Genomic DNA, 23,129 nt, shown 5'->3' on the forward strand with positions numbered 1-23,129 from the left:
CGTGCGCATTGCGCTAAGATGCATGCTTCTTTCAGAGGTCCGCAACCACGATGCGCTTTTCACCTTCCTTCCTCGATGAGATCCGGGCGCGCGTGCCCGTCTCGGAGGTCGTGCGCCAGAAGGTGAAGCTGCGCAAGGAAGGCAAGGAGTGGCGCGGGCTGTCGCCCTTCAACGCCGAGAAAACCCCTTCATTTTACGTCAACGACCAGAAGATGCGCTGGTTCGACTTCTCGGCCGGAAAGAACGGCAACATCTTCGATTTTGTCATGGAGACCGAAGGGCTCTCCTTCCCGGAGGCGGTCGAGAGGCTTGCGGCGCTCGCCGGGCTCGCGCTCCCCGTCGAGACCAAAGAGCAGCAGGAACAGGATCGGCGACGGGCGACGCTGAGCGAGGCGCTCGAGGAGGCGGCGGTCTTTTTCGAAAAGCAGCTCGCGGGCTCAGCTGGGCGCGAGGCGCGCGCCTATCTCGACCGCCGACAGATTTCCCAAGCCTCTCGCGAAAAGTTCCGCGTCGGCTTTGCGCCGCCCGAACGCCATGCGCTGCGCGATCATCTCGCCGCCAAGGGCGCAAGCGTGGAGACGATGATCGAGGCTGGCCTGCTCGTCCATGGCGAGGATATCGCCGTTCCCTATGATCGGTTTCGCAACCGGGTCATGTTTCCGATCTGCGATCGCGCCGGTCGGGTCATCGCCTTCGGCGGGCGCGCCCTGGAGGCGGATGCACAGGCGAAGTATCTCAATTCCCCGGAGACGCCGCTCTTTCACAAGGGGGCGACGCTCTACAATCTGCACAACGCCCGCAAGTCCGCGCATGAGACCGGCGCGGTGATCGCCGTCGAAGGCTATGTCGACGTCATCGCGCTGACCGCCGCCGGATTCCCCAACGCCGTCGCCCCGCTCGGCACGGCTTTGACCCCCGAGCAATGCGCCCTGCTCTGGCGCCTGGCCGAGGAGCCGATTCTCTGCTTCGACGGCGACAAGGCGGGATTGAAAGCGGCTTTCCGGGCGGTCGATACGGCGCTGCCGCTGATTGGCCCCGGCCGTTCGCTGCGATTCGTCCTCCTGCCCGACGGCCAGGATCCCGACGAACTGCTGCGCTCGAGCGGCCCCGAGGCTCTCGGCGAAGCTCTGGGCCGGCCGCTGCCGCTCGTCGATCTTCTTTGGATGCGCGAGACCGACGCGGCTGCGCTCGACACGCCCGAGCGTCGCGCCGCGCTTGAGCGGCGAATCCGCGAAATCGTCGGCGAGATCAGAGACGACGACCTGCGGCGTCATTACCTCCAGGAGCTGGCGCAGCGGCTCGACCGCCTCTTCGGCCGAGGTCAACAGCGACGATTTCGGCGCGCCGACTTTGCGCCGCGCAAGTCCGACGGACGCAGGCGTTCCGCAGACGCTGCGCCTGTGACCATTGGCCCGGCGCTGGCGAACTCGCCGCTGTTTCGCGGCGTCAAGGCCGGCATCGCCCCTCGCGAAGCGCTTATCTTGCTGATTTTGATCAATCATCCAGATCTGATCGACGCCCACGCGGAGGATCTGGCCACGCTTGACCTCGACTCCCGCGACGCCAGCGCCCTTCGGGACGCTCTCCTGCGCTTCGCCGAGCGGGGCGACTCCGACAAATCCGAGCTCCGAGAGTTCCTGGCGTCGCTTGGACTGGAAAGGACCGTCGCCCGCCTCGAGGCGATGGCCGCCCATGCGACGCTATGGAGCGTGCGCCCCGAGGCGGCGGCCGCCGACGCCGGCGAAAGCCTGCGACAGGCTTTCGTCTTGCATCGCAGATCATTGGCGTTAAATAGACAGTTGCGCGCGGTGCAAGCTATGCTCGCCGACAACCCCAACGAGCGGGATTATGCGCGGCTGAAGGATATTCAAACCCAGTTGTCAGCGCTAGATGGCGCAGAAGCAGCGGTGGAAGGATATGGATCGCTTTCCGGCCGACCTTCGCGCAATTTGTAGATTCGCGTGGGTTAGCGCCACCGCGAAGAGGGGACGGGATTCGCGCCATGCGGCGGCGGCGCGAGGATTATTTGCGGTCGGCCGGGCTTTGCGCCCACCTGCCGCGCTCTAGCTTGGAGAGGGGCGGCCTCTCTGGCTTATTTAGGAAACTTGCGCCTTGCCTGGGTCGGAGGAGCCGATCCGGGCCGAGGCGCTTGGAGCTTCTGGATGGCGAAGAAAGACGAAGACAAGGTCGAGAACGAAACTGCGGCGGCGACGGAAGCCTCCGACGGGCCGCTTCTCGATCTCAACGACGCCGCCGTCAAGCGGATGATCAAGCTCGCGAAAAAACGCGGCTTTGTCACCTATGCCGAGCTGAACGCGGTGCTGCCGTCCGAGGAAGTCTCGTCGGATCAGATCGAGGACGTCTACGCGATGCTCTCGGAAATGGGCATCACCGTCTCGGAGGGCGACGACCCGGACGACGTCGAGGCTGAAGAACAGAGCGCCGACGAGGAAGAATCGGAAGGCGGCGAACTCGTCGAAAGCCCGCGGGCGACCGCCGTGGCGACGCGAACCTCGGAGCCCGCCGATCGCACCGACGACCCCGTGCGCATGTATCTGCGCGAGATGGGCTCGGTCGAACTCCTGTCGCGAGAGGGCGAAATCGCCATCGCCAAGCGTATCGAGGCGGGACGCGAGGCGATGATCGCCGGGCTCTGCGAGAGTCCGCTCACCTTCCAGGCGATCATCATCTGGCGCGAGGAACTGGAAGCCGGAAAGGTCCTGCTGCGCGACATCATCGATCTTGAGGCGACCTACGCCGGGCCCGAGGGCAAGGCGACGAAGACGGCCGAGGCCCCCGCTACGGGGGACATGGCGCCGGCGACGGCGCCGCGCACGCCGCCTGCCGGACTGGGCGAGGAAGCCCCGCCAGCGGAAGAGAGTTTCGAGGAAGAAGACGACATGGAAAATTCCGTGTCGCTCTCGGCGATGGAATTAGAACTGAAGCCGAAAGTTCTCGAAACTTTCGCGCGCATCGCGGACGCGTACAAGAAATTGCGCCGGCTTCAGGATCAGAACGTCGAGAACAAGCTCAAGAATGAGACGCTGACGCCCGCGCAGGAGCGCAAATACAAGACGCTCAAGAAAGAGATCGTCGCCGACGTCAAATCGCTCTCCTTGAACCAGAACCGCATCGAAGCGCTGGTCGAGCAACTTTACGACATCAACAAGCGGCTCATCGGTTATGAGACGAAGCTCCTACGCCTCGCCGACAGCCACGGAGTCATGCGCGAAGACTTCATCGACAAGTTCCACGGCTCGGAGCTCGACCCGAAATGGGTGATGCGCGTCGCGAAGCTCGGCTCGAAGGGCTGGAAGGAATTCGTCGCCAACGACAAGGAGCGGATCAAGGATCTGCGCGGCGACATTCATGCGCTGGCGACTGAAACGGGGCTGGAGATCTCCGAGTTCCGCAAGATCGTGCATATGGTGCAGAAGGGCGAGCGCGAAGCCCGGCAGGCGAAAAAGGAAATGGTTGAGGCGAATCTGCGTCTCGTGATCTCGATCGCCAAGAAATACACCAATCGCGGCCTGCAGTTTCTCGACCTGATCCAGGAAGGAAACATCGGCCTGATGAAGGCGGTCGACAAATTTGAATATCGCCGCGGCTACAAATTCTCGACCTACGCCACCTGGTGGATTCGCCAGGCGATCACCCGCTCGATCGCCGATCAGGCGCGCACCATCCGCATTCCCGTGCATATGATCGAGACGATCAACAAGATCGTCCGCACCTCGCGCCAGATGCTGCACGAGATCGGACGCGAGCCGACTCCGGAAGAGCTTTCCGAAAAGCTCGCCATGCCGCTCGAGAAGGTGCGCAAGGTTCTCAAGATCGCCAAGGAGCCGATCTCGCTCGAAACGCCGATCGGCGACGAGGAGGATTCGCACCTCGGCGATTTCATCGAAGACAAGAACGCGGTGCTGCCGATCGAGGCGGCGATCCAGTCCAATCTTCGCGAGACGACGACGCGTGTGCTCTCTTCGCTGACGCCGCGCGAGGAGCGCGTGCTGCGCATGCGCTTCGGCATCGGCATGAACACCGACCACACGCTCGAAGAAGTCGGCCAGCAGTTCTCAGTGACGCGCGAGCGCATCCGCCAGATCGAGGCGAAGGCGCTGAGGAAGCTGAAGCATCCGAGCCGGAGCCGGAAGCTGCGGAGCTTCTTGGATAATTGATCGTCTATTGCGGTTCTGGTTTGGAAAAGGTTGTCTCGGCGGAGATAATCCAATCGGGAAGTTGTTTTTTCAACTTCTCTATTGCGATGTCGTCCGCTTCGACGAGCACCGCCTGCGCTATTTCATGATCGATGACATGAACGCCGCTCGTTGCAGAGATCCTGCTGAGATCGCCTGCTGGAGGCGCGTCGCCTTTAAAGAATAGGACGAAGCGGCTCATCGCTTCAGACCGTAGGTGATTGCGGCATTCCATAGCCTTCGAAGTTCAACCCGAATCCACGGCGCGCGCAATTGGTTTGCAGAAGACGTTCGATCGCATCGGAGCGGGCGCGATCGCGCGGCATGCGCCACACTTCGGGAGATTGCGATAAAAGGCACGCCGCCGCGCCGGCGACTACCGGCGCGGCCATGGACGTTCCGCTGAGTGGACCGACCTTGTTGTTGGGCAGCGTCGAGATGGCTCCGACGCCGGGAGCGGTCAGCGCGATCTGAGGCCCGACATTCGAGAAATGCGCGATGAATTCGGATGGATCCACTGTGGAATAAGGCGGCGAGACAATCTGCAATTCTTCGCTGGAGCCAGGCGGAAAGGTTCCCTTACGCCCCATGGCGGAGACAGGGGTCGCGCCCGCGTAAGCCGCAGGATAATTGACGCTGCTTCGGTAGGCATTGCCTGCGGCGACGACGATGAGCATGCCTTGATTGCGGGCGTCCAGGATTGCTTCACTGACGATCTCGTCGTGCGGCCCGCCGCCCAGGCTCAAATTGATGATGTCGCAGCGGTCGTTCGCAGCTATAATCATCGCCTTCAGCAAGGCGTAATTGCTCGCTCGAGTTGAGCCGGCGCCATACACGCGATACGCGTTCAATTTGACCCGCGGCGCGAGGCCCCGAACGCCCTGAAATGTTGCGCCGCTCGCGCCAATCAGTCCGGCAACGTGCGTGCCATGATAGGCGCTGTCGGTTAGCGCCGTCGCCGGTTCGCCTGTGACGGTGTTGCTCCCTCCAATGAGGTTTAGGTCCGCATGCGGACCGCATCCTGTATCGATCACGCCTACCGTGACGCCCGTTTCGCTCTTGAAATTCGTGCTCCCAAAATAATAGCGGACGCTATCGACATACGGGAGCGCGAGCGGCGGCGCGACGATCTGTATGACGCCACTCGCGGGAACATTGACGCGATAGCCGCTCCAATATCCCGAGCCTGGCGTCGGCGTCGCCGTAATGCGCTCGATCATCGGCGCGGGCGACGACAATCGTACGCGCCCGCTCGCGTCCGTGACGCCCTCGACTCCAAACCTGTTCAGGAAATCCCAATAGGCCGCAACCTGGCAGCCAACTATTGCGCGGCCGGTCGCAGCATCGGCGACCGTGACCTCGAAACCAAATTGAGGAACTCCGCCTCCCGCGAAATTTAGGAAGCCGGCCGAAGCATCCGTCGGCTGGGGCAAAGGATAAAAGACCTCCTTGAACGCCCGTACCGGCGATTCCGACGCGTTGATTCTGGCGACGGCGTCTGGTTCGAGGTCGACGAGCTTGGGACCATTATCCGCGACCGTATCCACGACCGTCGCAGTCGCGTCGCCAAACATGTCCAGTTGAAACGAGACTGGTCTTTGCGTGCTGCGGACTCGCGGAAATCGTCCGAGCACATCGGATTGGGCTCCAAGCGAGCCCATGACACCCCGTCTTGGAAGGATGATAAATCTTTCGGTCGCCATTTCTGGTCTCCAAATGCGTCTTCACGATCTGTCGAATGACTAGTCTCCAACCTCGATTCGCGAATTTTTCTTCGTATCCGGCATCGTCGCGTAGACGATGAGCGAGATGAAAATAGCGGCGCTCGCATAGTAGAAGAACCAGCTCTCATGGCCCTGCGCCTTGAACCAGAGCGCCACATATTCCGCCGAGCCGCCAAAGAGCGACACCGTCGCCGCATAAGGCAAAGCGACGCCGGTGACGCGAATGGCGGCGGGAAAAAGCTCCGCCTTCACCACGGCGTTGATCGAGGTGTAAAGCGCGACGATCAACCAAGCGCAGCAAATAAGAATAAAGACTGTCCATGGATCGCGCATCGTCTGAATGGCTGACAATAGCGGCGCGGTGAAGATCGTACCCAGCACGCCGAAGGCGATGAGCATCGGTCGCCGGCCGATGCGGTCCGACACGGCGCCGTAGATCGGTTGCAGACAGAGCGCGAAGAGAAGCGAGCCTGCGGAAATCCACGTCGTCTCCGCATCGCTCAATCCGGCGGAGAGTTTCAAGAATTTCTGCATGTAGGTCGTATAGACATAGAAGGCGATGGTGCCGCCGAGCGTCAGTCCAACGACCGTCGCCGTCTCACGCTTATGCGCGAGGAGCGCGCTGAGCGATCCGCGCCGCCGCTCGGCGCGCGACGCCTTGAAGGCGGGCGTTTCGGCAAGATCGCGGCGCATATAGAGCGCCACGATCGCGAGCAGCGCGCCGAAGGCGAAAGGGATGCGCCAGCCCCAGTCGCGCAGCGCCTGAGCGTCCAGCGCGACATTCTGCAGGATGAGCAGCACGCAGAGCGCGAGCAGCTGGCCGGCGATCATCGTCACATATTGAAAGCTGGAATAGAAGCCGCGCCGCTCGGGATGCGCCATCTCGGCGAGATAGGTCGCGCTCGATCCATATTCGCCGCCGAGGCTGACGCCCTGAACCAGGCGCGCGAAGAGCAGCGTCGCCGGCGCGCCCACGCCGATCGTCGCATAGGTGGGCGTGAGCGCGATGAGTAGCGAACCCAGACACATCAGCAGCACCGAAATCATCAGCGCCACGCGTCGGCCGCGCCCGTCGCCGATGCGCCCAAACACATAGGCGCCGATCGGCCGCATGAAAAAGCCGAGCGCGAAAACGCCGGAGGCCGACATGATCTGCGCGATCGCGTCCTCGCCAGGAAAGAACGAGTCGGCGAAATAAAGCGAAAAGGCGGAATAGACATAAAAGTCATACCATTCGACGAGATTGCCGACGGAGCCGATCAATATCGCCCGTAGTCGCGCCGCTTCGCCTTTAAGATCGGTCGCCGCGTCATGCATGTTTTCTTCAGACCAATTGACTGGCGACGTTCACCATCAGCGCGAGGATCGTCGTGTTGTAGAAGAAGGCGACGATGCCATGGATCGCGACCAGCAGTCTCATCGGCGATGAACAGGTTTCGATGTCAGCCGTCTGAAAGGCGACGCCAATGACATAGGAAAAATAGAGAAAGTCGACGTACTGCGGCATCCTGGTGTTGGGGAAATGCAGCCCGCCCCTCGCCGCCGGCGGCTCCTGCGAGTCGTGCTCTTCCTCAAAATAGAATTCATGCGCATAGTGAAAGGCGAAGGTCAGGTGCAGGAACAGCCACGAGTTCAGCACCGTGATGATGGTGAGCGCCACCGCCGCGCCCTTTTCCCAGCCTTCCATCGACTTCACCGAACCAAGCTCGATGACCACGGCGCCGAAAGACGCGGTGGCGATCGCCGTCGTCAACAACAGCATCACGAAGCGGCCCTCATCGAGAATCTGGGCGCGCTCACGGATGGTGTCATGAGTGGCGCCGGCGATGAGCAGGTAAACGAGCGCGAAATAGCATAGCGCGACCACGTTCCATGCGACGAGCGCGCGTGCGACCGGCTGCATCGCCCGAGGCAGAAGCAATCCGACGATGACGCCGAGAGCCAGACTGACGAAGAGTTGAGGGCGCGCGCGGATAACACGGAACGGCGCCAGGAGCGCCGATGCGCGCCGGGGGGTCCTGGCTGGTCCTTGTCGGCCCATCGGCGCGATCCCTAGTTGCGCCGCGCCGCGACGAAACGTGCGGCCTCCGCGAGAATGTCGGTCCCCTCGCCCAGCCCGGTCGCGCGCAGCGCCGCCGTTGCTTCGGCGACGAGCGAGTCGCGCCTCTCGCGCGCGGCGTCGAGGCCGAGAAGACCGACGAGAGTCGCCTTGCCGCGTTCGGCGTCCTTGCCGGCGCGTTTGCCGAGCGCGGCGCTATCGCCTTCCGCGTCGAGAATGTCGTCGGCGATCTGAAAGGCGGCGCCGAGCGCTTCGCCGTAGCGCGTCAAGGCGCGCGCCTGCGACTCCGACGCGGCGCCGAGAATGCCCCCGGCGTCGACCGCGAAACGCAACAGAGCGCCCGTCTTCATCGCCTGCATCTGCAAGGTTTCCTCGAGCGTGAGCGGCGTCGCCGCGGTTTCAGCGGCAAGATCGAGCGCCTGTCCGCCGACCATGCCGCCAAGCCCAGCGGCGCGCGCCAGAGCCAGCGTCAGCGCCGCGCGCACGCCGGCGTCGGGATGCGTCTGCGGATCGGCGACGACGTCGAAAGCGTAGGTCAACAGCCCGTCGCCGGCGAGGATCGCGGTCGCTTCGTCGAACGCCTTATGAGTCGTCGGGCGACCGCGCCGCAGATCATCGTCGTCCATCGCCGGCAAATCGTCATGCGCCAGGGAATAGCAATGAATCATTTCGAGCGCGCAGGCGGTGCGCAGCGCGGCTTCGCCGACGACGCCGAAGAGTCGCGCGGATTCGATGACCAGAAAGGGCCGCAGCCGCTTGCCGCCGCCGAGCGACGAATAGCGCATCGCTTCGAGAAGCCGCGCAGGACGGGCGATCTCGCCCCGAAGCGGCGCAGGCGCAAGCAGCGCGTCGAGCGCAGCCTCGGTCGCGTCGGCGGCGGCGTCGAGACGGCGGCGAAATTCCTCGGCGCGGGCGGCTGCATCCATGAGAGCGATATCCTCCAAAGCAAACGACAGTGGCTGCTAGCAAATTTACGGTCCGACCCCAAGGCCCGCCCGGACCCGCCATTGATGGCGAAAAATCGTCGACTTCTGGTCTTTTCCTCATTGGCCGACGCCTGAATGTCGCACGATGTTGTATTTTTGCGACAGCCATCGCCGACAGCTTTTATTAAGCTTTCGGCGACGCCAATGCGGCTTGCGGCTTACCCAAGCGGTCGCCGGCCGCGGCGTCGTACAGAATCTCGCGGCGCGCATATGCACGGATAGGTCAGGCGCCGCTTCGCCTGGATGCGGACGATCCAGCGTCACCCTTAAAAGGAGAAACGCATGAAGAAAGTTCTGCTGCTGACGACCGTCCTTGCGGCGGCCGCGCCGCTTACGGCGTGCTACACCCCCGGCGAACGCGCCGCAGGCGGCGCCGTGATCGGCGGCCTCGGCGGCGCGGGCATCGGCGCGCTTGCTTCCGGCGGACGCGCGGGCGGCACGCTGGCCGGCGCGGCGATCGGCGCCGCGAGCGGCGCCGTCGTCGGCGCAGCGACCGCTCCGCCGCAGCGCTGCGCGAAGTGGGGCTGGGACTATTACGGCAATCGGGTCTGCGTCGCTTTCTACAACTACTGAGCGCTGAGCTCGCGACGATTGAAACCGCAGGCCCTCGCCTGCGGTTTTTTAGCGCCTTCGCACAACTGCGGCATTTTTCTGCGGGCCGGAATGCGTCTTGATCTTCGAAGCCGGACCGCTAATTTGAAGCACGCGGCAAAGATTGGAGAGACATCATGCCGGAAGGCTTAACGCGACTGATGATTCTGGCGACGCTCGGATTCTTTTTCGGCGCGGCGATCGTCGGCTATTACGGCGGCTAAGCCGCTAACCTGGCGTTAGCTGGCCCGGCATGAAGCCGAAGTTGCTGCACGAGCGTACGGGCCGCAACAGATTGCGACGTGCAAATTAAGACGCAAAGGCCTTGGCGACTGCTGCGTCGCCAAGGATTCAGCCTATTTACCATGTGCCAACGGGAATATCTGGCCCGAGTTCATATTGGCCAGGGCCGGTTTCACACATCTCCGTTTTATAGATGACGTGATCATCGCCAGTCCAAATGACGAGGACACACGGCGATCCGGCGTCGGCTCGCACGGTCTGAGGCTCGCAGGAAAGCGTTATCGCGCCGATGATCGTGGCGTTCGGCCGCAGGGCTTTCTTCAAGTCGTTCAGCGCTTCCTGGGACGGAAGCGAGGGCGTGGAAGACAATGTCATTTGGGCAACCTCTCTTATGAAAACTCAACTGAGAAAAATACCATGAGAGGTCGTTCGATCCAAACGCCGCGCGCCTTCCGCCGGGACGCCCTGTTAGAAAAGCCAGCCGCAGCGTGAGGCGGGAACGATGATAACAGTTGGTTAACTCTGTTGATCTACCTGAATGCTGACGCGGCGCGATCAGGAGAGTCGATGATGGCGATCAGCAACAGCACTAAAATCGGAGTCGTTCTGGCGGTTGGCGTTCTCAGCGGCCTCTTGTCCACATTGCTTTCGCTTCTGTTTTTGGCCGTGGCGGGCTTGCTGATCGCCTGGGGCCAGAATCGACAAGGCACGGAGGCCTTTTTTGAGAGCCTCCCCTACGGCAATTACAGCGCCAAGGCCTTCTCTCGCTTGAGCGCGATCCTCTCCTAAAGACATCGGCGGACCAGCCTTTTCCGCCCGCAACAGAACGAACGCACTCTCGTCGCGATGTCGGCTGGAGCAGTGAAGACGATCGCCGCCGCGCTGCATACTGGCGCAGATCTCCATCGAGCGTAGCCCGCTGCAGCGGCGTTAGAGACCTGCTGCAGCGAGTTACGCCAGCGTCAGCGCTGTCGCCATCCGACCACCGGCGGGGCGTTTCGGCGGCGCGAAGGCCGCCGCGTTCGGTAGACGCCGCATCCGCTGCAATTGCGACTTGCGATGATCGCGCCGAGCTAAGCGCGGTGCTCTGACGGTCGTCAGACATTTGCTTTTTACGGCCTCTCGCCTGCCGTCGGCGCCTGCGTCCCCAACACAGCAATCCTGCGCGGCCATTTAGGCGCGGCGTCCCGCTCGCGCCGATCGGGGATTCGTGCGCGCGCAGCGGCGAAAGCGCACGGCGCAAAAGGCGCAACAGTTCTTTCTGCTGCTCGGAACATATCTACGGCACGGCAGTTATTGGATGGTCTTGACCGTGGCAATCGATAGCAGATGGAGGAGTTTCTCATGGGTTCGATCAATGACAAGGTCCGTGGCGCCGTCAATGAGACGGTAGGCTCCGCGAAGCAGGTCGCCGGAAAGGCGGTCGACTCTCCGGAACTCGAAGGCGAAGGCGTGTTGCAGGAGCTGAAGGGCAAAGGCCAGACCGCGCTCGGCGAAGCCAAGGAAGCGATTTCCGACGTGCTGGAGGCCGGCGCCGACAAGGCGAAGGAACTCGCCAAGAACGCCAAGGACGCCATTCACCGCGCGACCGAATAAGAGATTTCGCTCCCCCTCGTCGAGAGGGGGAGCGCCCTCTCTACAATACATGTTTTCTGTGAGACGAGCGTAGGCTCGCGCGGCGCAAGGCGTGAGCGCTGAATAGAGATTGTTTGAGGTTGATGGCTTCGGCGCCGGCCTTACATTGACCGCTTCGCGCGCGCCACGCCTCGATGAGATTCAATGGTGCTGCAAGAGAGGATTGAACTCTCGACCTCTCCCTTACCAAGGGAGTGCTCTACCACTGAGCTACTGCAGCGCTTGATCGCCCGAAACGCCTAGAAGCGGCGACGGCGCGTTCGGCGACTGTGTGCCACAGGGGCGCGCAAGTCGCAAGCGCGCGCGTTTCGCAACCACCCGGGTCCAACATATCGCATGGCCGCGGCTCGCGCTCCAGCTAGGTTGTATTGCCATAATTTACAACCTGAGGTAGAGTCATTTGTCGGCCTTTCACGTCAAAGGCGCCTGCGACCGGGTCGGCGTCGCGCGCGCCGCGACGGAGGATCAATTGATTGAGCAGTACCTTTCCGAAGAACATTGGCAGGCCGTCGCTCCGGTTCTTCCCGGAAAAGCCGGCGACCCCGGCTGCAGCGGGCGGGACAATCGGCTCTTTCTCGAAGCGGTGTTCTGGGTCATCCGCACCGGTTCGCCCTGGCGCAGTCTGCCGCCTCAGTTCGGCAAATGGTACACCGCCTATACCCGCTATCATCGCTGGGACAGGAAAGGCGTCTGGGAAAACGTCATCGCCGCGCTCGGTCAGAACGGCGAGTGCGATTTCCAATACGATCAATCCGGGTTGCGCTTCGCGCCGTGCGACGGAACGGGCTTACGAGAGCGCGCGCGAAGCGATGTCGATGCGCGCGAAAGCGCGGCGCTTGGTCAATCGATCGGCCTTTGAGGTCAATTATTGCGACTGCGATTGCGACTGGCTGAAAGCCGCCGCCTGCGCGACGCGCACTTTGACCTCCAGCGTTTCGCCCGAGCCGCCCGAGTGCGCGCCACGGATCGGCGCCGCGCCCAGATAGTCGAGCGCCACGGCGACGCGCACATGATTTTCGTGCGGCGCGACGCCATGCGTGGGATCGAAGCCCACCCAGCCGAGGTCCTCGACATAGGCCTCGGCCCACGCATGTCCGGCGACCTGATCGTCGCTGTCGTTGCGCAGGAAATAGCCGCTCACATAGCGCGCCGGCGCCCCGATTTCGCGCGCGCAGGCGATGAAGAGATGCGCGAAATCCTGGCACACGCCCCTGCGCTGCTCGAAACATTCCGCCGCCGTCGTCGCCGCATGGGTGGCGTCGGCGTCGAATGTGAAGGACTCGTAGAGCGCGCCAAGAAGCGCGTGGAGCCTGGCGAGCGTCCCGCTGTCCTTCGACGTGGTTTCGCGGGCGAAAGCGCGGATCGCGGCGCTCGGCGCCGTCAGCGGCGTCTCGCGCATGTAGAGGAGCGGCGGAAAGCGCTCGACGGCGCCTGACACGACTCCGGACATGTCGAAGGTCGTGACCTCCCCCTCGACCACCGTCGAGATGGACTCGATCGGCCCATCGACCGAAAAGCGGTGCAGCATATTGCCGAAGGCGTCTTCCGACTGAACCAGCCGGCAATCGCGATCGACGTCGATGCGCCAGCTGACGACATGCTGCCCGTCGTGATTGCGCGGCGTCAGGCGAAGATGCTGCACGGCGGTTCGCGCCGGCTCCGCATAGCGATAGGTCGTCTCATGCCGTATGCGAATGCGCATCAGTTTCCGCTCAGAAGAGATATTGCTCGGAAATGAGCGCGCCCAACCGGTTGTTCTCGGCGATGAAGCCCTGCACGAATTCGTGCAGTCCGCCCTGGAAGACGCTCTCCATATTCAGCTTTTCGAGTTTGCCGTAAACGCCGCGGGCGTGGCGCTGCGCCGCGCCCTGACGCCCATGCGCACGGGCGAGATTGTCGAGGTTGCGCACGATCGATTCGTAGCAGGAAATGAGCGATCGCGGCATTTCCGGCCTGAGGATCAACAGATCGGCGACGAGCCAGGGCTTCATGCTGGTGCGATAAACCCAGTGATAGGCGGTATGCGCCGATACCGCGCGCAGAATGGCCGACCACTGGAAATAATCGAGAGAACCGCCAACCACTTCCTTTTCCGGCAGCAGCACGTGGTATTTGACGTCGAGCAGGCGCGCCGTGTTGTCGGCGCGTTCGATGAAAAGTCCGACGCGCGAGAACCAATAGGCGTCATTGCGCAGCATGGTGCGATAGGCGCCGCCGTCATAGGTCAGCGAGGTCAGCTTGATGACTTCGAGAAAGCGCGCCAATTCCTGCGCGCAGGGAACGACGCCGCGCGACTCGAGCGCGCGCATCTCAAGATAGGCGTCGTTGATCGACTCCCACATTTCGATGGTCAGCGCCGTGCGGACGGCGCGCGCATTGGCGCGGGCCTGTTCGAGGCAGTTGCGGATCGATCCCGGGTTCTCCGGGGCGAAGGTGAGGAATTCGATGACATTGGCTTCATCGACCGGCCGTCGGGAGTTTTCGAAGGCGAGCGCCGCGCCCGACGACAGCAGCACGCTTTCCCACTCGGTTTCGTCGCCGCCATAGGCTTTCGGCAGCGCGGCGAGTCGCCGGGACGCCTGAATGGCGCGCGCCAGGAAATCGGCGCGCTCCATGTAGCGGGCGAGCCAGTACAGATTGTCGGCGGTGCGCGAAAGCATCAGCACGTCCGTTTATAATTCGCTTGGGGATCATCGATGTTCATCGCGGCGTTTGCGAGCGTCTTGTCACGCTTGCCCCATCGCCTCTTCGGCGCCCCACGCGTCGTCGATCACCCAGGTGTCCTTGGTGCCGCCGCCCTGGCTCGAATTCACGACGAGCGATTTCTCGGTCATGGCGACACGGGTCAGGCCGCCCGGCACGACGCGCGCGCCATTCGCGCCTTGCAGCACGAAGGGCCGCAGATCGACGTGGCGAGGCGCGACGCCGCTCGCGAGGGCGATCGGGCATGTCGAGAGCGCCAGCGTCGGCTGAGCGATGAAGTTTTGCGGGTGCGCCTTGAGCTTCGCGCGAAATTCCTCGATCTGCGCTTTGCTCGCATGCGGTCCGACGAGCATGCCGTAGCCGCCGGAGCCATTCACTTCCTTGACGACCAGGTCCTCGAGGCGATCGAGGACATAGGCAAGCGCGTCCTGCTCGCGGCAGCGGAAGGTCGGAACATTCTGCAAGATCGGCGCTTCTCCGAGGTAAAACTGAATGATCTCAGGCATGTAGGTATACATCGCCTTGTCGTCGGCGGCGCCCGCGCCCACTGCATTCGCCAGCGTCACATTGCCTGCATGATAGGCGCCCATCAGTCCGGCGACGCCAAGCGCCGAATCCGGCCGGAAGCACAGCGGATCGAGGAAGTCGTCGTCGATGCGCCGATAGATCACGTCGACCCGGCGCGGGCCTTCGGTCGTGCGCATATATACGACGTCGTCGCGCACGAAGAGATCGCGCCCTTCGACGAGTTCGACGCCGAGCTTGTCTGCGAGGAACGAGTGTTCATAGAAGGCCGAATTATACTGGCCGGGCGTCATCAAGACGATCGTCGGATCGCCATTGGCGCGCGGCGGCGCGACGGAGCGCAAGGTCGCAAGCAGTTCGTCGGGATAGTTCTCGATCGGCGCGACGCGATGCAGCGCGAACAGTTCCGGGAAAAGCCGCATCATCACTTCGCGGTTTTCGAGCATATAGGAGACGCCGGAGGGCGTGCGCGCATTGTCTTCGAGAACGAAGAAGCCCTGATCGTCGGTGCGCACGATATCAACGCCGGCGATATGCACGAAGATGTCGTAGGGCACGCGCCGCCCGGCCATATCGGGGCAATAGGCGGGGTTGTGATAGACGAGATCGGCGGGAACGACTCCGGCCTTCAAGATCTCGCCGGCGCCGTAGATGTCGGCAAGAAAGGCGTTGAGCGCAGCGACGCGCTGAATCAGCCCCCTTTCGAGCGTGGCCCATTCGCTGCGCGCGAGTATGCGCGGCAGGATGTCAAAGGGAATCAGCCGCTCGGTCGCCTCCTGCGCGCCGTAGACCGCGAAAGTGATGCCGATGCGCCGAAACAGCAGCTCCGCCTGCTCTCGCCGAGAGGCCAGGAGTTCGGGCGGCGTTTCCGCGAGCCATTGGGAAAGCTTTCGATAAGGGGCGCGGGTGCGGCCGTCCGCTCCAGCCAGTTCATCGAACTGCGTCATGCGTGAGTCCATTGCGAGAACTCCCTCTTAGCGGCGCCGCCGCTTGTTTTCCGCGGCTGCCGGCCCCTTTTTTCCCAGTTCGTAGCAAGGACTGCGCCAATAGCGCTGCGAAAATCTGTCACAGAGTTTTACTATTGGCCGTGCGTTGATTCGCGCGGCCTATGAGATGTTTTGGCGAAGCCTATCGTCTATTCAACGGAAACGCAGCCACGAGGTTCTGAGTGCGCGCATGCAGAGGCCTCGATCCTGCCCGCGTTCGAGCGTCGCCGCCCGTCATAGCGCGCCGACGGTCGGCGGCGCACGCGCTTATTCCGTCTTCCTTCTTGGCTTCGCCTTCTGCGCGCTGACGTCGACCGGGGCGGCGGAGGACGCGTCGCCGCCGATGTTCAACTGGGCCGGCTTGTATCTGGGCGCGAGTCTCGGCGGCGGCATGCCGCTGCACCCCGGCGAACGGCTTCAAGCGACGAGCGGCTTTGGTTCGCCCGCCTTCGATCTTTATCCCAATGGCGTGACGCGCCCAGGCGTCACGGTCGGCATGCAGGCCGGCTACAATTGGCAAAAAGGGCCGTGGGTCTGGGGGTTCGAGACGGACCTGAGTCTTCTCGACGGAAGGCGCGGACCGACGGGCGCCTATCTGGCTTCGCCCGCCTATCCGGCGCCGCCAGTCTTTGCGCTTGTGTCGAATTCGAGCGCCAATTTCTTCGCGAGCATTCGCGGGCGCGTCGGCTACGCATGGGCGCGCGCGCTTTTCTACCTGACGGGCGGCGTCGCGGCAGGCGGCGCAAGGGGTCCGGCGACTCTGACGCTCGGCGTCGGCGGACCCAACGCGATTTTCTATGCGCCCTGGTCGCAATCCTCGCGAATGAAATACGCGATCGGCGCGGGCTTCGAATACGCCTTCGCCGACAATTGGTCGGCGAAGGCGGAATATCTCTTTCTCAATCAATCGCTGAACACTCAGGCTTTCGATAATGGCGCGGGCTTTCTTTATGCGTCGCGCACACGCAACGAGAACCATCTCATACGCTTTGGCTTGAACTATCATTTTGGCGAGATGAACGAAATTCCCGGCGAATTGCACTATGGCCAGCATTCGCATGGCAATGGCCAGAATTCCGCAAATCACGCAAACAATGGCGCGCATGATGCGCCTGAACGCTACAGCGTTCACGCGCAGACGACCAATGTCGTTCAGGCCTATCCGCGGTTTCGCGCGCTCTATAACGGGGCGAACAGCTTTCCGTCCGGCAGCAAGGCTAATGTCGGCTCCACCACGGATTTTTTTCTAGGCCTGCGCTTATGGGAGGGAGGCGCCGTCTATCTCAACCCCGAGATCGACGCCGGCTATGGACTCGCCAATTCCGTCGGCGCCGGCGCTTATGTGAACGCCGCCGTCGCCAAAGTTGGCCGGACGGCCCCCTATATGCGCTTCCAGCGTTACTTCCTGCGCCAGATCATCGGTTTGAACGGCGGCGAGCGACGGGGAGATCCTGACATTGGCTCTCGCAGCGAGGTGCTGGAATCGACGCAAAATCAGATTTCAGGCAGGGTCGACAAGGACCGCGTCGTCATTACGCTGGGAAAATTCGCCGTGCCCGACGTCTTTGACGACAACGTCTATGCGCATGATCCGACCACCGGCTTTCTCAATTTCGCCTTCAACGACATGGGCGCCTTCGACTATGCGGCGGACGCCTGGGGCTATACCTACGGACTTGCCGTCGAGTGGAAGCAGGACTGGTGGACGGCGCGCGGCGGCGTGTTTCAGCTCTCCACGGTTCCGAATGGTCTCGAAATCGAACCGCAGCTGTTTCGCCAGTTCATGAGCGTCGCCGAATTTGAGGCGCGCTATGATCTCTTCGATCAGCCTGGCGCGGTCAAATTCCTCGCTTATGGCGATAATGGTCGCATTAGCAAGATCGACGACGTGATCCGTTGCGCCTATCTCAGCGGCGAATTCCCGCCGCGCGTCGATACTGCGCGGGGTCGCGCCGTGAAGACAGGCGGCGGCATAAACATCCGGCAGCAGCTTGCGCCGCATCTCGGCTTCTTCCTGCGCGCCAGCATGGCCGACGGACGCTATGAAACCGTCGATTACACGGACATCGATCGGCAGCTTTCGATGGGCGTCGTCGCCGGCGGAGCCTGGTGGGGACGCGACGACGACGAGATCGGACTCGCCGGCGCCTTGAGCGGCCTGCATGGCGACCGCGTGCGCTATTTCGGACTCGGCGGAACCAGCGTCTACATCGGCGACGGCGCGCTGTCCTATGCCGGCGAGAAGAATATGGAAGCCTATTACAAGATCGGTTTCGGCAAGAATATTGACGCGACGTTCGACTATCAGCTGCTGGTCAATCCCGCGCATAACAGCGCCCGCGGGCCGATCAACGTCTTCGGCCTGAGACTCCGCGCCGCGTTCTGAGTAAAGCTTTCCCCCTTATTCACGACGCGCACGAAGGGCGGAGTTCGCACCAACTGTCATTCCCGACGCTTCGCCTAAAGCGAAGCGATGGGGAATCTACTAGCGGCAATTCTGCATGCGTGCTGTTGCTCTGGATTCCCGATCAGGCCTTTCGCCTGTGGGGAATGACATTGCGCCCTTCACGAGAGATAGCGCGGCAGCTTCCGCTCGAAATCGGGAAAATAGCGGGTGATGACGCTGACGTCGAAGCGCGCGAGAATGCTCTCCTTCGGTTCGCGCTCGAGAAGAAAGCGAAAGGCCGCATCGATTAAGCTTTCAGAGTCAACGCCGCCGCTGAGGCGCTGTAGATCCTTTCGTGAGAGCGTGACGCGATGCTGCGTCTCGCTTCCCTGATCGCGCACCGTCACTTTGAAGACGAGCGGATCGCCGTCGTCGATCCTGCGCACATCGATGGCGGTCACAACAGCGCCTCGACGTCTTTGCCGATCTCATCCGGCGTGTCGGTCGGCGCATAGCGCTTCACGACATGTCCCTCGCGGTCGACGAGGAACTTGGTGAAATTCCACTTGATCGCTTCAGATCCGAGGATTCCGGGCGCCTCCCGCTTGAGCAGGCGATAGAGCGGATGCGCGTTCTCGCCATTGACGTCGATCTTGGCGAACATCGGAAAGGTGACGCCGTAATTCGCTGAACAGAAGGCGGCGATCTCCTTCTCGGAGCCCGGCTCCTGCGCGCCGAACTGATTGCAGGGAAACCCCAGAACGACGAAATTTCGATCGGCGAATCTGCGATGGAGCGCTTCGAGACCAGCATATTGCGGCGTGAAGCCGCATCGGCTGGCGACATTGACGATCAACATGACGTTGCCGGCGTAATCGCCGATCTTCTTCTTGGCGCCGTCGATCGTCGTCGCTTCAATGTCGAACAAAGTCATGAAGCCCTCGCACAGGATAGAGGCGCGTTAGCTCCCCGCTAAGCGACCAGCGTTCCGGAAGGCTCAGGTTCGCTCTCGGACTCTTCCTCGAGCCCGTATTCCTTCATCTTGCGATAAAGCGTCGAGCGGCCGATCCCGAGCCGACGCGCGATCTCCGACATTTGGCCGCGGTAATGCGTCAGGGCGAAGCGGATCGTCGCGGCCTCGAGGTCTTCCAGCGTGCGCATTTCGCCGTTCGCCGCGAGCAGCGGCATCACATTGGGATCGCGGATTTCAACCCGCACGATCTCGCGATCGCGCGGCGCGGCTCCGGCGGCGCCCGGCGCGGGCGCAGGCGGCACACGCACTTCATAGCCTTCGACATGGGCGGCGATCTGCGGAAATTCGGCCACCGTCAGTTCGTCGCCGTCGGCGAGCACCACGGCGCGAAACACGGCGTTCTCCAACTGGCGAACGTTGCCCGGCCAGTCATAGCTTGTCAGCAGCGACAGCGCCTCCGGCGTCAAGCCGCGAATGTTGCGGCCTTCCTCCGCGGCGAAGCGCGCCGCGAAGCGCCTGGCGAGATCGGGCACGTCCTCGCGGCGCCCGCGCAGCGGCGGAATGTTGATCGGGAAGACGTTGAGCCGATAGAAAAGGTCCTCGCGAAACAGTCCGCGCTTGACGAGGTCGATGAGGTTTTGATTGGTCGCCGAGATCAATCGTATATCGACGCGGATCGGGCGCTTCGCGCCGACGGGATCGATTTCGCCCTCCTGCAGCGCGCGCAGCAGCTTCACCTGGATGTCGAGCGGCAATTCGCCGATCTCGTCGAGGAACAGCGTGCCCCCGTTGGCTTCGAGGAATTTGCCGGTGTGCTTCTCCGTAGCGCCGGTGAAAGCGCCCTTCTCGTGGCCAAAGAGAATCGATTCGACGAGATTGGCCGGCAGCGCACCGCAGTTAACGGTGACGAAGGGCTTGCCCTTGCGATCCGACGCGCCCTGGATGGCGCGCGCCACGATCTCCTTGCCGACGCCCGACTCGCCTTCGAGCAGCACCGGAATGGAGGAATGCGCCGCGCGCTGTCCCAGTCTGATGACGCGCGCCATGTCGTCGCTGCGCGAGACGAGGTCTTTGAAGTTCAGCGCGCCTTGCGCCCGACGGTTGATGCGGCGCACTTCGTCGGCGAGCGCGTCGGCGGAGAGCGCATTCTTGATGGAAATCTGCAGGCGCTCGGCGCCGACCGGCTTCACGACGAAGTCATGGGCGCCGGCGCGCATCGCCGAGATGACCGTCTCGATCGATCCATGGGCGGTCTGCACGATCACCGGCGTCGCGAGCTTCATGTCGCGCATGCGGGTGAGCACGCCCATGCCGTCGAGGTCGGGCATGACCAGATCCAGAATCAACAGCGCGATGGGCTTGGCGCCCGGCTGCGTCAGTCGGGCGATCGCCTGTTCGCCGCTTTCGACGGTCTCGGCCTCATAACCAAAACGCCGCGTCATAGCTTCCAGGAGACGACGCTGAACCGGATCGTCGTCGGCAATGAGGATCGTTGTCATTTCGTCCCTTGCATTCCGGGATCAAATGGGCGGCCAACGTCGCCGCCTCGGGCTTGGCGCCTCCCGGAGCCGTCTTGGCGGCTCCTCAATCGTTGCCAAGCATAGTAAAGGCGGGGTTAACCGCGCCAAGATGTAACTTTGTAGCGCCTTCCGTCCCGCCGTCCAAGGCCGAAAGGCGCCATTCCGGCGATCTGGGGACGAATCGCGCCAAGTTGTGAAGAATTCTGCGCTATGGCGACGCCCGCCCCGCGTAAAAAGGGGCGCAGCGGAGGAAGGTCAGATGGGTTCGCGTAAAATTGCCGGCAAGCTCGTCATCGCGACGCATAACCCTGGAAAGCTCTGGGAGCTCAGGCAGTTGCTGGAGCCGCATGGCGTCGAGGCGGTCTCTGTGGGCGAACTCGGCCTCGAGGAGCCTGAGGAGACCGAGGAAACCTTCGCCGGCAATGCGCTCCTGAAGGCCCGCGCCGCCGCCATGGCCTCGGGGTTTCCCGCCTTCGCGGACGACTCCGGTCTTTGCGTCGACGCGCTCGACGGCGCGCCCGGCGTCTATTCGGCGCGCTGGGCGGGCGAGGACCGCGACTTCAAGGCGGCCTGCGCCCGCGTCGAACGCGAGCTTCAAACGCGCGGCGCCGAGGCGCCCTATCGCGCGCATTTCGCCTGCGCGCTCGCCGTCGTCTGGCCCGACGGCCATATCGAAGCGTTCGAGGGCCGCGTCGACGGCGTTCTGGTCTTTCCGCCCAAGGGCGAGAAGGGCTTCGGCTATGATCCGATCTTCAGGCCTGACGGGCTCGACAAGACCTTCGGCGAGATGATGTCGGCCGAAAAACACGCCCTGCCCGGCGACGGCTCGCAGGCGCTGTCGCATCGCGCCCGCGCCTTTCAGGCGCTGGCGAGGGCGTGTCTCGACTAGTCGCGCTCAGGGTCGCGCCGGCGCAGAGCACTTGGCGTAACGCGGCGCTCCAACTACCTTCTCTCAAAAAAACGCCGCCGCCGGCGGCAATGCGAGGAACGCCCCATGACCAAGCACGAGACTTTCGCCGCGCTCAAACCGCCGTTCAAGCCGCGGTATGGCAATTTCATCAATGGCGAATGGAAGGCCGCGAAGTCTGGACGCGTCTTCGACAACATCTCCCCGGTCACCGGCCAGAAGGTCTGCGAGATCGCGCGCTCCGACAAGGATGACGTCGAAGCGGCGCTCGACGCCGCCCACGCCGCCAAAGACGCGTGGGGCAGAATGAGCCCGGCGGAGCGCGCCGTGATCCTCAACCGCGTCGCCGATGTGATGGAGGCCAATCTCGGTTTGCTCGCCGCCGCCGAGACCTGGGACAATGGCAAACCGATCCGCGAGACGACCGCCGCCGACGTTCCGCTCGCAATCGATCACTTCCGCTATTTCGCCGGCGCCATCCGCGCCCAGGAAGGCGGCATCTCGGAAATCGATCACGACACCATCGCCTATCATTTCCATGAGCCGCTCGGCGTCGTCGGCCAGATCATCCCTTGGAATTTCCCGCTGCTGATGGCGGCGTGGAAGCTCGCCCCCGCGCTCGCCGCGGGCAATTGCGTCGTCATCAAGCCGGCGGAACAGACGCCCGCGAGCATTCTCGTCTGGGCGGAGCTTGTCGGCGAACTCTTCCCAAAGGGCGTGCTCAACATCGTCAACGGCTTCGGGCTGGAGGCCGGCAAGCCGCTCGCCTCATCGAGCCGCATCGCCAAGATCGCCTTCACCGGCGAGACGACGACCGGCCGGCTCATCATGCAATACGCCAGCCAGAATCTCATTCCGGTGACGCTGGAGCTCGGCGGCAAGTCGCCGAACATCTTCTTCGAGGACGTCGCGCGCGAGGACGACGACTATCTCGACAAGGCAGTCGAAGGCTTCGTCATGTTCGCGCTCAACCAGGGCGAGGTCTGCACCTGCCCGAGCCGCGCGCTCGTGCATGAGAAGATCTACGACCGCTTCATGGAGCGCGCCCTGAAGCGCGTCGGCGAGATCAAGCAGGGCAACCCGCTCGACCCGGAGACGATGATCGGCGCGCAGGCCTCCTCCGAACAGCTCGAGAAGATCCTGAGCTACATCGACATCGGCAGGCAGGAGGGCGCGCAGGTGCTCGCCGGCGGCGAGCGCAATTCGCTCGCGGGCGAACTCGCCGGCGGCTTCTACGTGAAGCCGACGGTCCTTAAGGGCCACAATCGCATGCGCGTCTTCCAGGAGGAGATCTTCGGTCCGGTTGTGTCGGTGACGACCTTCAAGGACGACGAGGAGGCGCTCGCCATCGCCAATGACACGCTCTATGGCCTCGGCGCCGGCGTCTGGAGCCGCGAGGCCAACCGATGCTACCGGTTCGGCCGCGCCATCCAGGCCGGACGAGTCTGGGTGAACTGCTATCACGCCTATCCCGCGCATGCGGCCTTCGGCGGCTACAAACAGTCCGGCATCGGCCGTGAGAATCACCGGATGATGCTCGATCACTATCAGCAGACGAAGAACATGCTGGTGAGCTACAGCGAGAAGAAGCTCGGGTTCTTTTAGCCGGGGGATTCCCAGCGGGATCTTTGACTGTCATTCCCGGCGGGCCGAAGGCCTGACCGGGAATCCAGAGGGAACCCGCGGGTAGGACTT

At 62.9% G+C, this 23,129-nt stretch carries 21 protein-coding genes and 1 tRNA gene; 9 read left to right on the top strand and 13 right to left on the bottom strand.

Features of this window, described 5'->3' with window-relative positions; translation table 11 throughout:
- The first annotated feature begins 50 nt into the window (after positions 1-50).
- Both dnaG and rpoD read left to right on the top strand, forming a co-directional pair.
- Positions 51-1,955 carry a DNA primase gene (gene dnaG, locus AC0X69_RS07480; RefSeq protein ID WP_482612821.1) on the top strand — a complete coding sequence of 635 codons (1,905 nt, stop codon included), beginning with the start codon at positions 51-53 and terminating at the stop codon, positions 1,953-1,955.
- A 207-nt stretch (positions 1,956-2,162) separates the two neighbouring features.
- On the top strand, positions 2,163-4,178 hold the full coding sequence (rpoD, locus tag AC0X69_RS07485; RefSeq protein ID WP_482612823.1) for an RNA polymerase sigma factor RpoD: 2,016 nt from the start codon (positions 2,163-2,165) through the stop codon (positions 4,176-4,178).
- 4 nt (positions 4,179-4,182) lie between these two features.
- On the opposite strand, the gene AC0X69_RS07490 is transcribed toward rpoD, so the two are convergent.
- The 5 genes from AC0X69_RS07490 to AC0X69_RS07510 form a co-directional block, all read right to left on the bottom strand.
- Positions 4,183-4,398 carry a hypothetical protein gene (locus AC0X69_RS07490; protein WP_482612825.1) on the bottom strand — a complete coding sequence of 72 codons (216 nt, stop codon included), beginning with the start codon at positions 4,396-4,398 and terminating at the stop codon, positions 4,183-4,185.
- A 4-nt stretch (positions 4,399-4,402) separates the two neighbouring features.
- A complete protein-coding gene (locus tag AC0X69_RS07495) occupies positions 4,403-5,857 on the bottom strand; it encodes a S8 family serine peptidase (protein ID WP_482612827.1) in 1,455 nt (484 codons plus the stop codon).
- 81 nt (positions 5,858-5,938) lie between these two features.
- The gene (locus AC0X69_RS07500) at positions 5,939-7,237 is read right to left on the bottom strand and encodes an MFS transporter (RefSeq protein ID WP_482612829.1); all 1,299 of its coding nucleotides are present in this window, start codon (positions 7,235-7,237) and stop codon (positions 5,939-5,941) included.
- Positions 7,238-7,244: 7 nt separating this feature from the next.
- On the bottom strand, positions 7,245-7,961 hold the full coding sequence (locus tag AC0X69_RS07505) for a DUF1345 domain-containing protein (RefSeq protein WP_482612831.1): 717 nt from the start codon (positions 7,959-7,961) through the stop codon (positions 7,245-7,247).
- An 11-nt stretch (positions 7,962-7,972) separates the two neighbouring features.
- On the bottom strand, positions 7,973-8,905 hold the full coding sequence (locus tag AC0X69_RS07510; protein WP_482612833.1) for a polyprenyl synthetase family protein: 933 nt from the start codon (positions 8,903-8,905) through the stop codon (positions 7,973-7,975).
- Positions 8,906-9,247: 342 nt separating this feature from the next.
- Between AC0X69_RS07510 and AC0X69_RS07515 the strand changes: the two genes are divergently transcribed.
- Positions 9,248-9,538, top strand: coding sequence for a YMGG-like glycine zipper-containing protein (locus tag AC0X69_RS07515; RefSeq protein ID WP_482612835.1), 291 nt, complete (start codon positions 9,248-9,250; stop codon positions 9,536-9,538).
- A gap of 378 nt (positions 9,539-9,916) precedes the next feature.
- Here AC0X69_RS07515 and AC0X69_RS07520 read toward each other — a convergent pair whose 3' ends face one another.
- The gene (locus AC0X69_RS07520; RefSeq protein ID WP_482612837.1) at positions 9,917-10,174 is read right to left on the bottom strand and encodes a hypothetical protein; all 258 of its coding nucleotides are present in this window, start codon (positions 10,172-10,174) and stop codon (positions 9,917-9,919) included.
- Positions 10,175-10,366: 192 nt separating this feature from the next.
- On the opposite strand from AC0X69_RS07520, the gene AC0X69_RS07525 reads away from it, so the two are divergent.
- Positions 10,367-10,588: a hypothetical protein gene (locus AC0X69_RS07525; RefSeq protein ID WP_482612839.1), complete on the top strand. Its 222-nt coding sequence runs from the start codon at positions 10,367-10,369 to the stop codon at positions 10,586-10,588.
- A 555-nt stretch (positions 10,589-11,143) separates the two neighbouring features.
- Positions 11,144-11,395, top strand: coding sequence for a CsbD family protein (locus AC0X69_RS07530; RefSeq protein WP_482612841.1), 252 nt, complete (start codon positions 11,144-11,146; stop codon positions 11,393-11,395).
- A gap of 184 nt (positions 11,396-11,579) precedes the next feature.
- Here the strand turns inward: AC0X69_RS07530 and AC0X69_RS07535 are convergent.
- Positions 11,580-11,654: transfer RNA gene (locus tag AC0X69_RS07535), tRNA-Thr, on the bottom strand.
- Between the two features lie 180 nt (positions 11,655-11,834).
- Between AC0X69_RS07535 and AC0X69_RS07540 the strand changes: the two genes are divergently transcribed.
- Positions 11,835-12,293 carry a transposase gene (locus AC0X69_RS07540; protein WP_482612843.1) on the top strand — a complete coding sequence of 153 codons (459 nt, stop codon included), beginning with the start codon at positions 11,835-11,837 and terminating at the stop codon, positions 12,291-12,293.
- Positions 12,294-12,299: 6 nt separating this feature from the next.
- On the opposite strand, the gene AC0X69_RS07545 is transcribed toward AC0X69_RS07540, so the two are convergent.
- The 3 genes from AC0X69_RS07545 to AC0X69_RS07555 form a co-directional block, all read right to left on the bottom strand.
- Positions 12,300-13,136 (bottom strand): transglutaminase family protein, encoded by an 837-nt coding sequence (locus AC0X69_RS07545; RefSeq protein ID WP_482612845.1) that lies wholly within the window; start codon positions 13,134-13,136, stop codon positions 12,300-12,302.
- Positions 13,137-13,146: 10 nt separating this feature from the next.
- Positions 13,147-14,094, bottom strand: coding sequence for an alpha-E domain-containing protein (locus AC0X69_RS07550; RefSeq protein ID WP_482612847.1), 948 nt, complete (start codon positions 14,092-14,094; stop codon positions 13,147-13,149).
- A 66-nt stretch (positions 14,095-14,160) separates the two neighbouring features.
- Positions 14,161-15,621, bottom strand: coding sequence for a circularly permuted type 2 ATP-grasp protein (locus AC0X69_RS07555; RefSeq protein WP_482612849.1), 1,461 nt, complete (start codon positions 15,619-15,621; stop codon positions 14,161-14,163).
- A gap of 217 nt (positions 15,622-15,838) precedes the next feature.
- On the opposite strand from AC0X69_RS07555, the gene AC0X69_RS07560 reads away from it, so the two are divergent.
- Positions 15,839-18,034 carry a carbohydrate porin gene (locus AC0X69_RS07560; RefSeq protein WP_482612851.1) on the top strand — a complete coding sequence of 732 codons (2,196 nt, stop codon included), beginning with the start codon at positions 15,839-15,841 and terminating at the stop codon, positions 18,032-18,034.
- A 179-nt stretch (positions 18,035-18,213) separates the two neighbouring features.
- On the opposite strand, the gene AC0X69_RS07565 is transcribed toward AC0X69_RS07560, so the two are convergent.
- The 3 genes from AC0X69_RS07565 to AC0X69_RS07575 are packed head-to-tail and all read right to left on the bottom strand — an operon-like array spanning position 18,214 to position 20,506.
- The gene (locus tag AC0X69_RS07565) at positions 18,214-18,495 is read right to left on the bottom strand and encodes a hypothetical protein (RefSeq protein ID WP_482612853.1); all 282 of its coding nucleotides are present in this window, start codon (positions 18,493-18,495) and stop codon (positions 18,214-18,216) included.
- Complete coding sequence (locus AC0X69_RS07570) at positions 18,492-18,968, bottom strand: glutathione peroxidase (RefSeq protein ID WP_482612855.1); 477 nt, start codon at positions 18,966-18,968, stop codon at positions 18,492-18,494. Before AC0X69_RS07570 ends, AC0X69_RS07565 begins: the two co-directional genes overlap by 4 nt.
- Before the next feature lie 38 nt (positions 18,969-19,006).
- Positions 19,007-20,506 (bottom strand): sigma-54-dependent transcriptional regulator, encoded by a 1,500-nt coding sequence (locus tag AC0X69_RS07575; protein WP_482612857.1) that lies wholly within the window; start codon positions 20,504-20,506, stop codon positions 19,007-19,009.
- Positions 20,507-20,786: 280 nt separating this feature from the next.
- Between AC0X69_RS07575 and rdgB the strand changes: the two genes are divergently transcribed.
- Entirely contained in the window at positions 20,787-21,416 is a 630-nt protein-coding gene (gene rdgB, locus AC0X69_RS07580; protein WP_482612859.1) for an RdgB/HAM1 family non-canonical purine NTP pyrophosphatase, read from the top strand.
- A 105-nt stretch (positions 21,417-21,521) separates the two neighbouring features.
- Positions 21,522-23,039, top strand: coding sequence for an aldehyde dehydrogenase (gene adh / locus AC0X69_RS07585; RefSeq protein WP_482612861.1), 1,518 nt, complete (start codon positions 21,522-21,524; stop codon positions 23,037-23,039).
- Positions 23,040-23,129 lie beyond the last annotated feature (90 nt).

The organism is Methylocystis sp. Uni0008 (assembly GCF_056838045.1).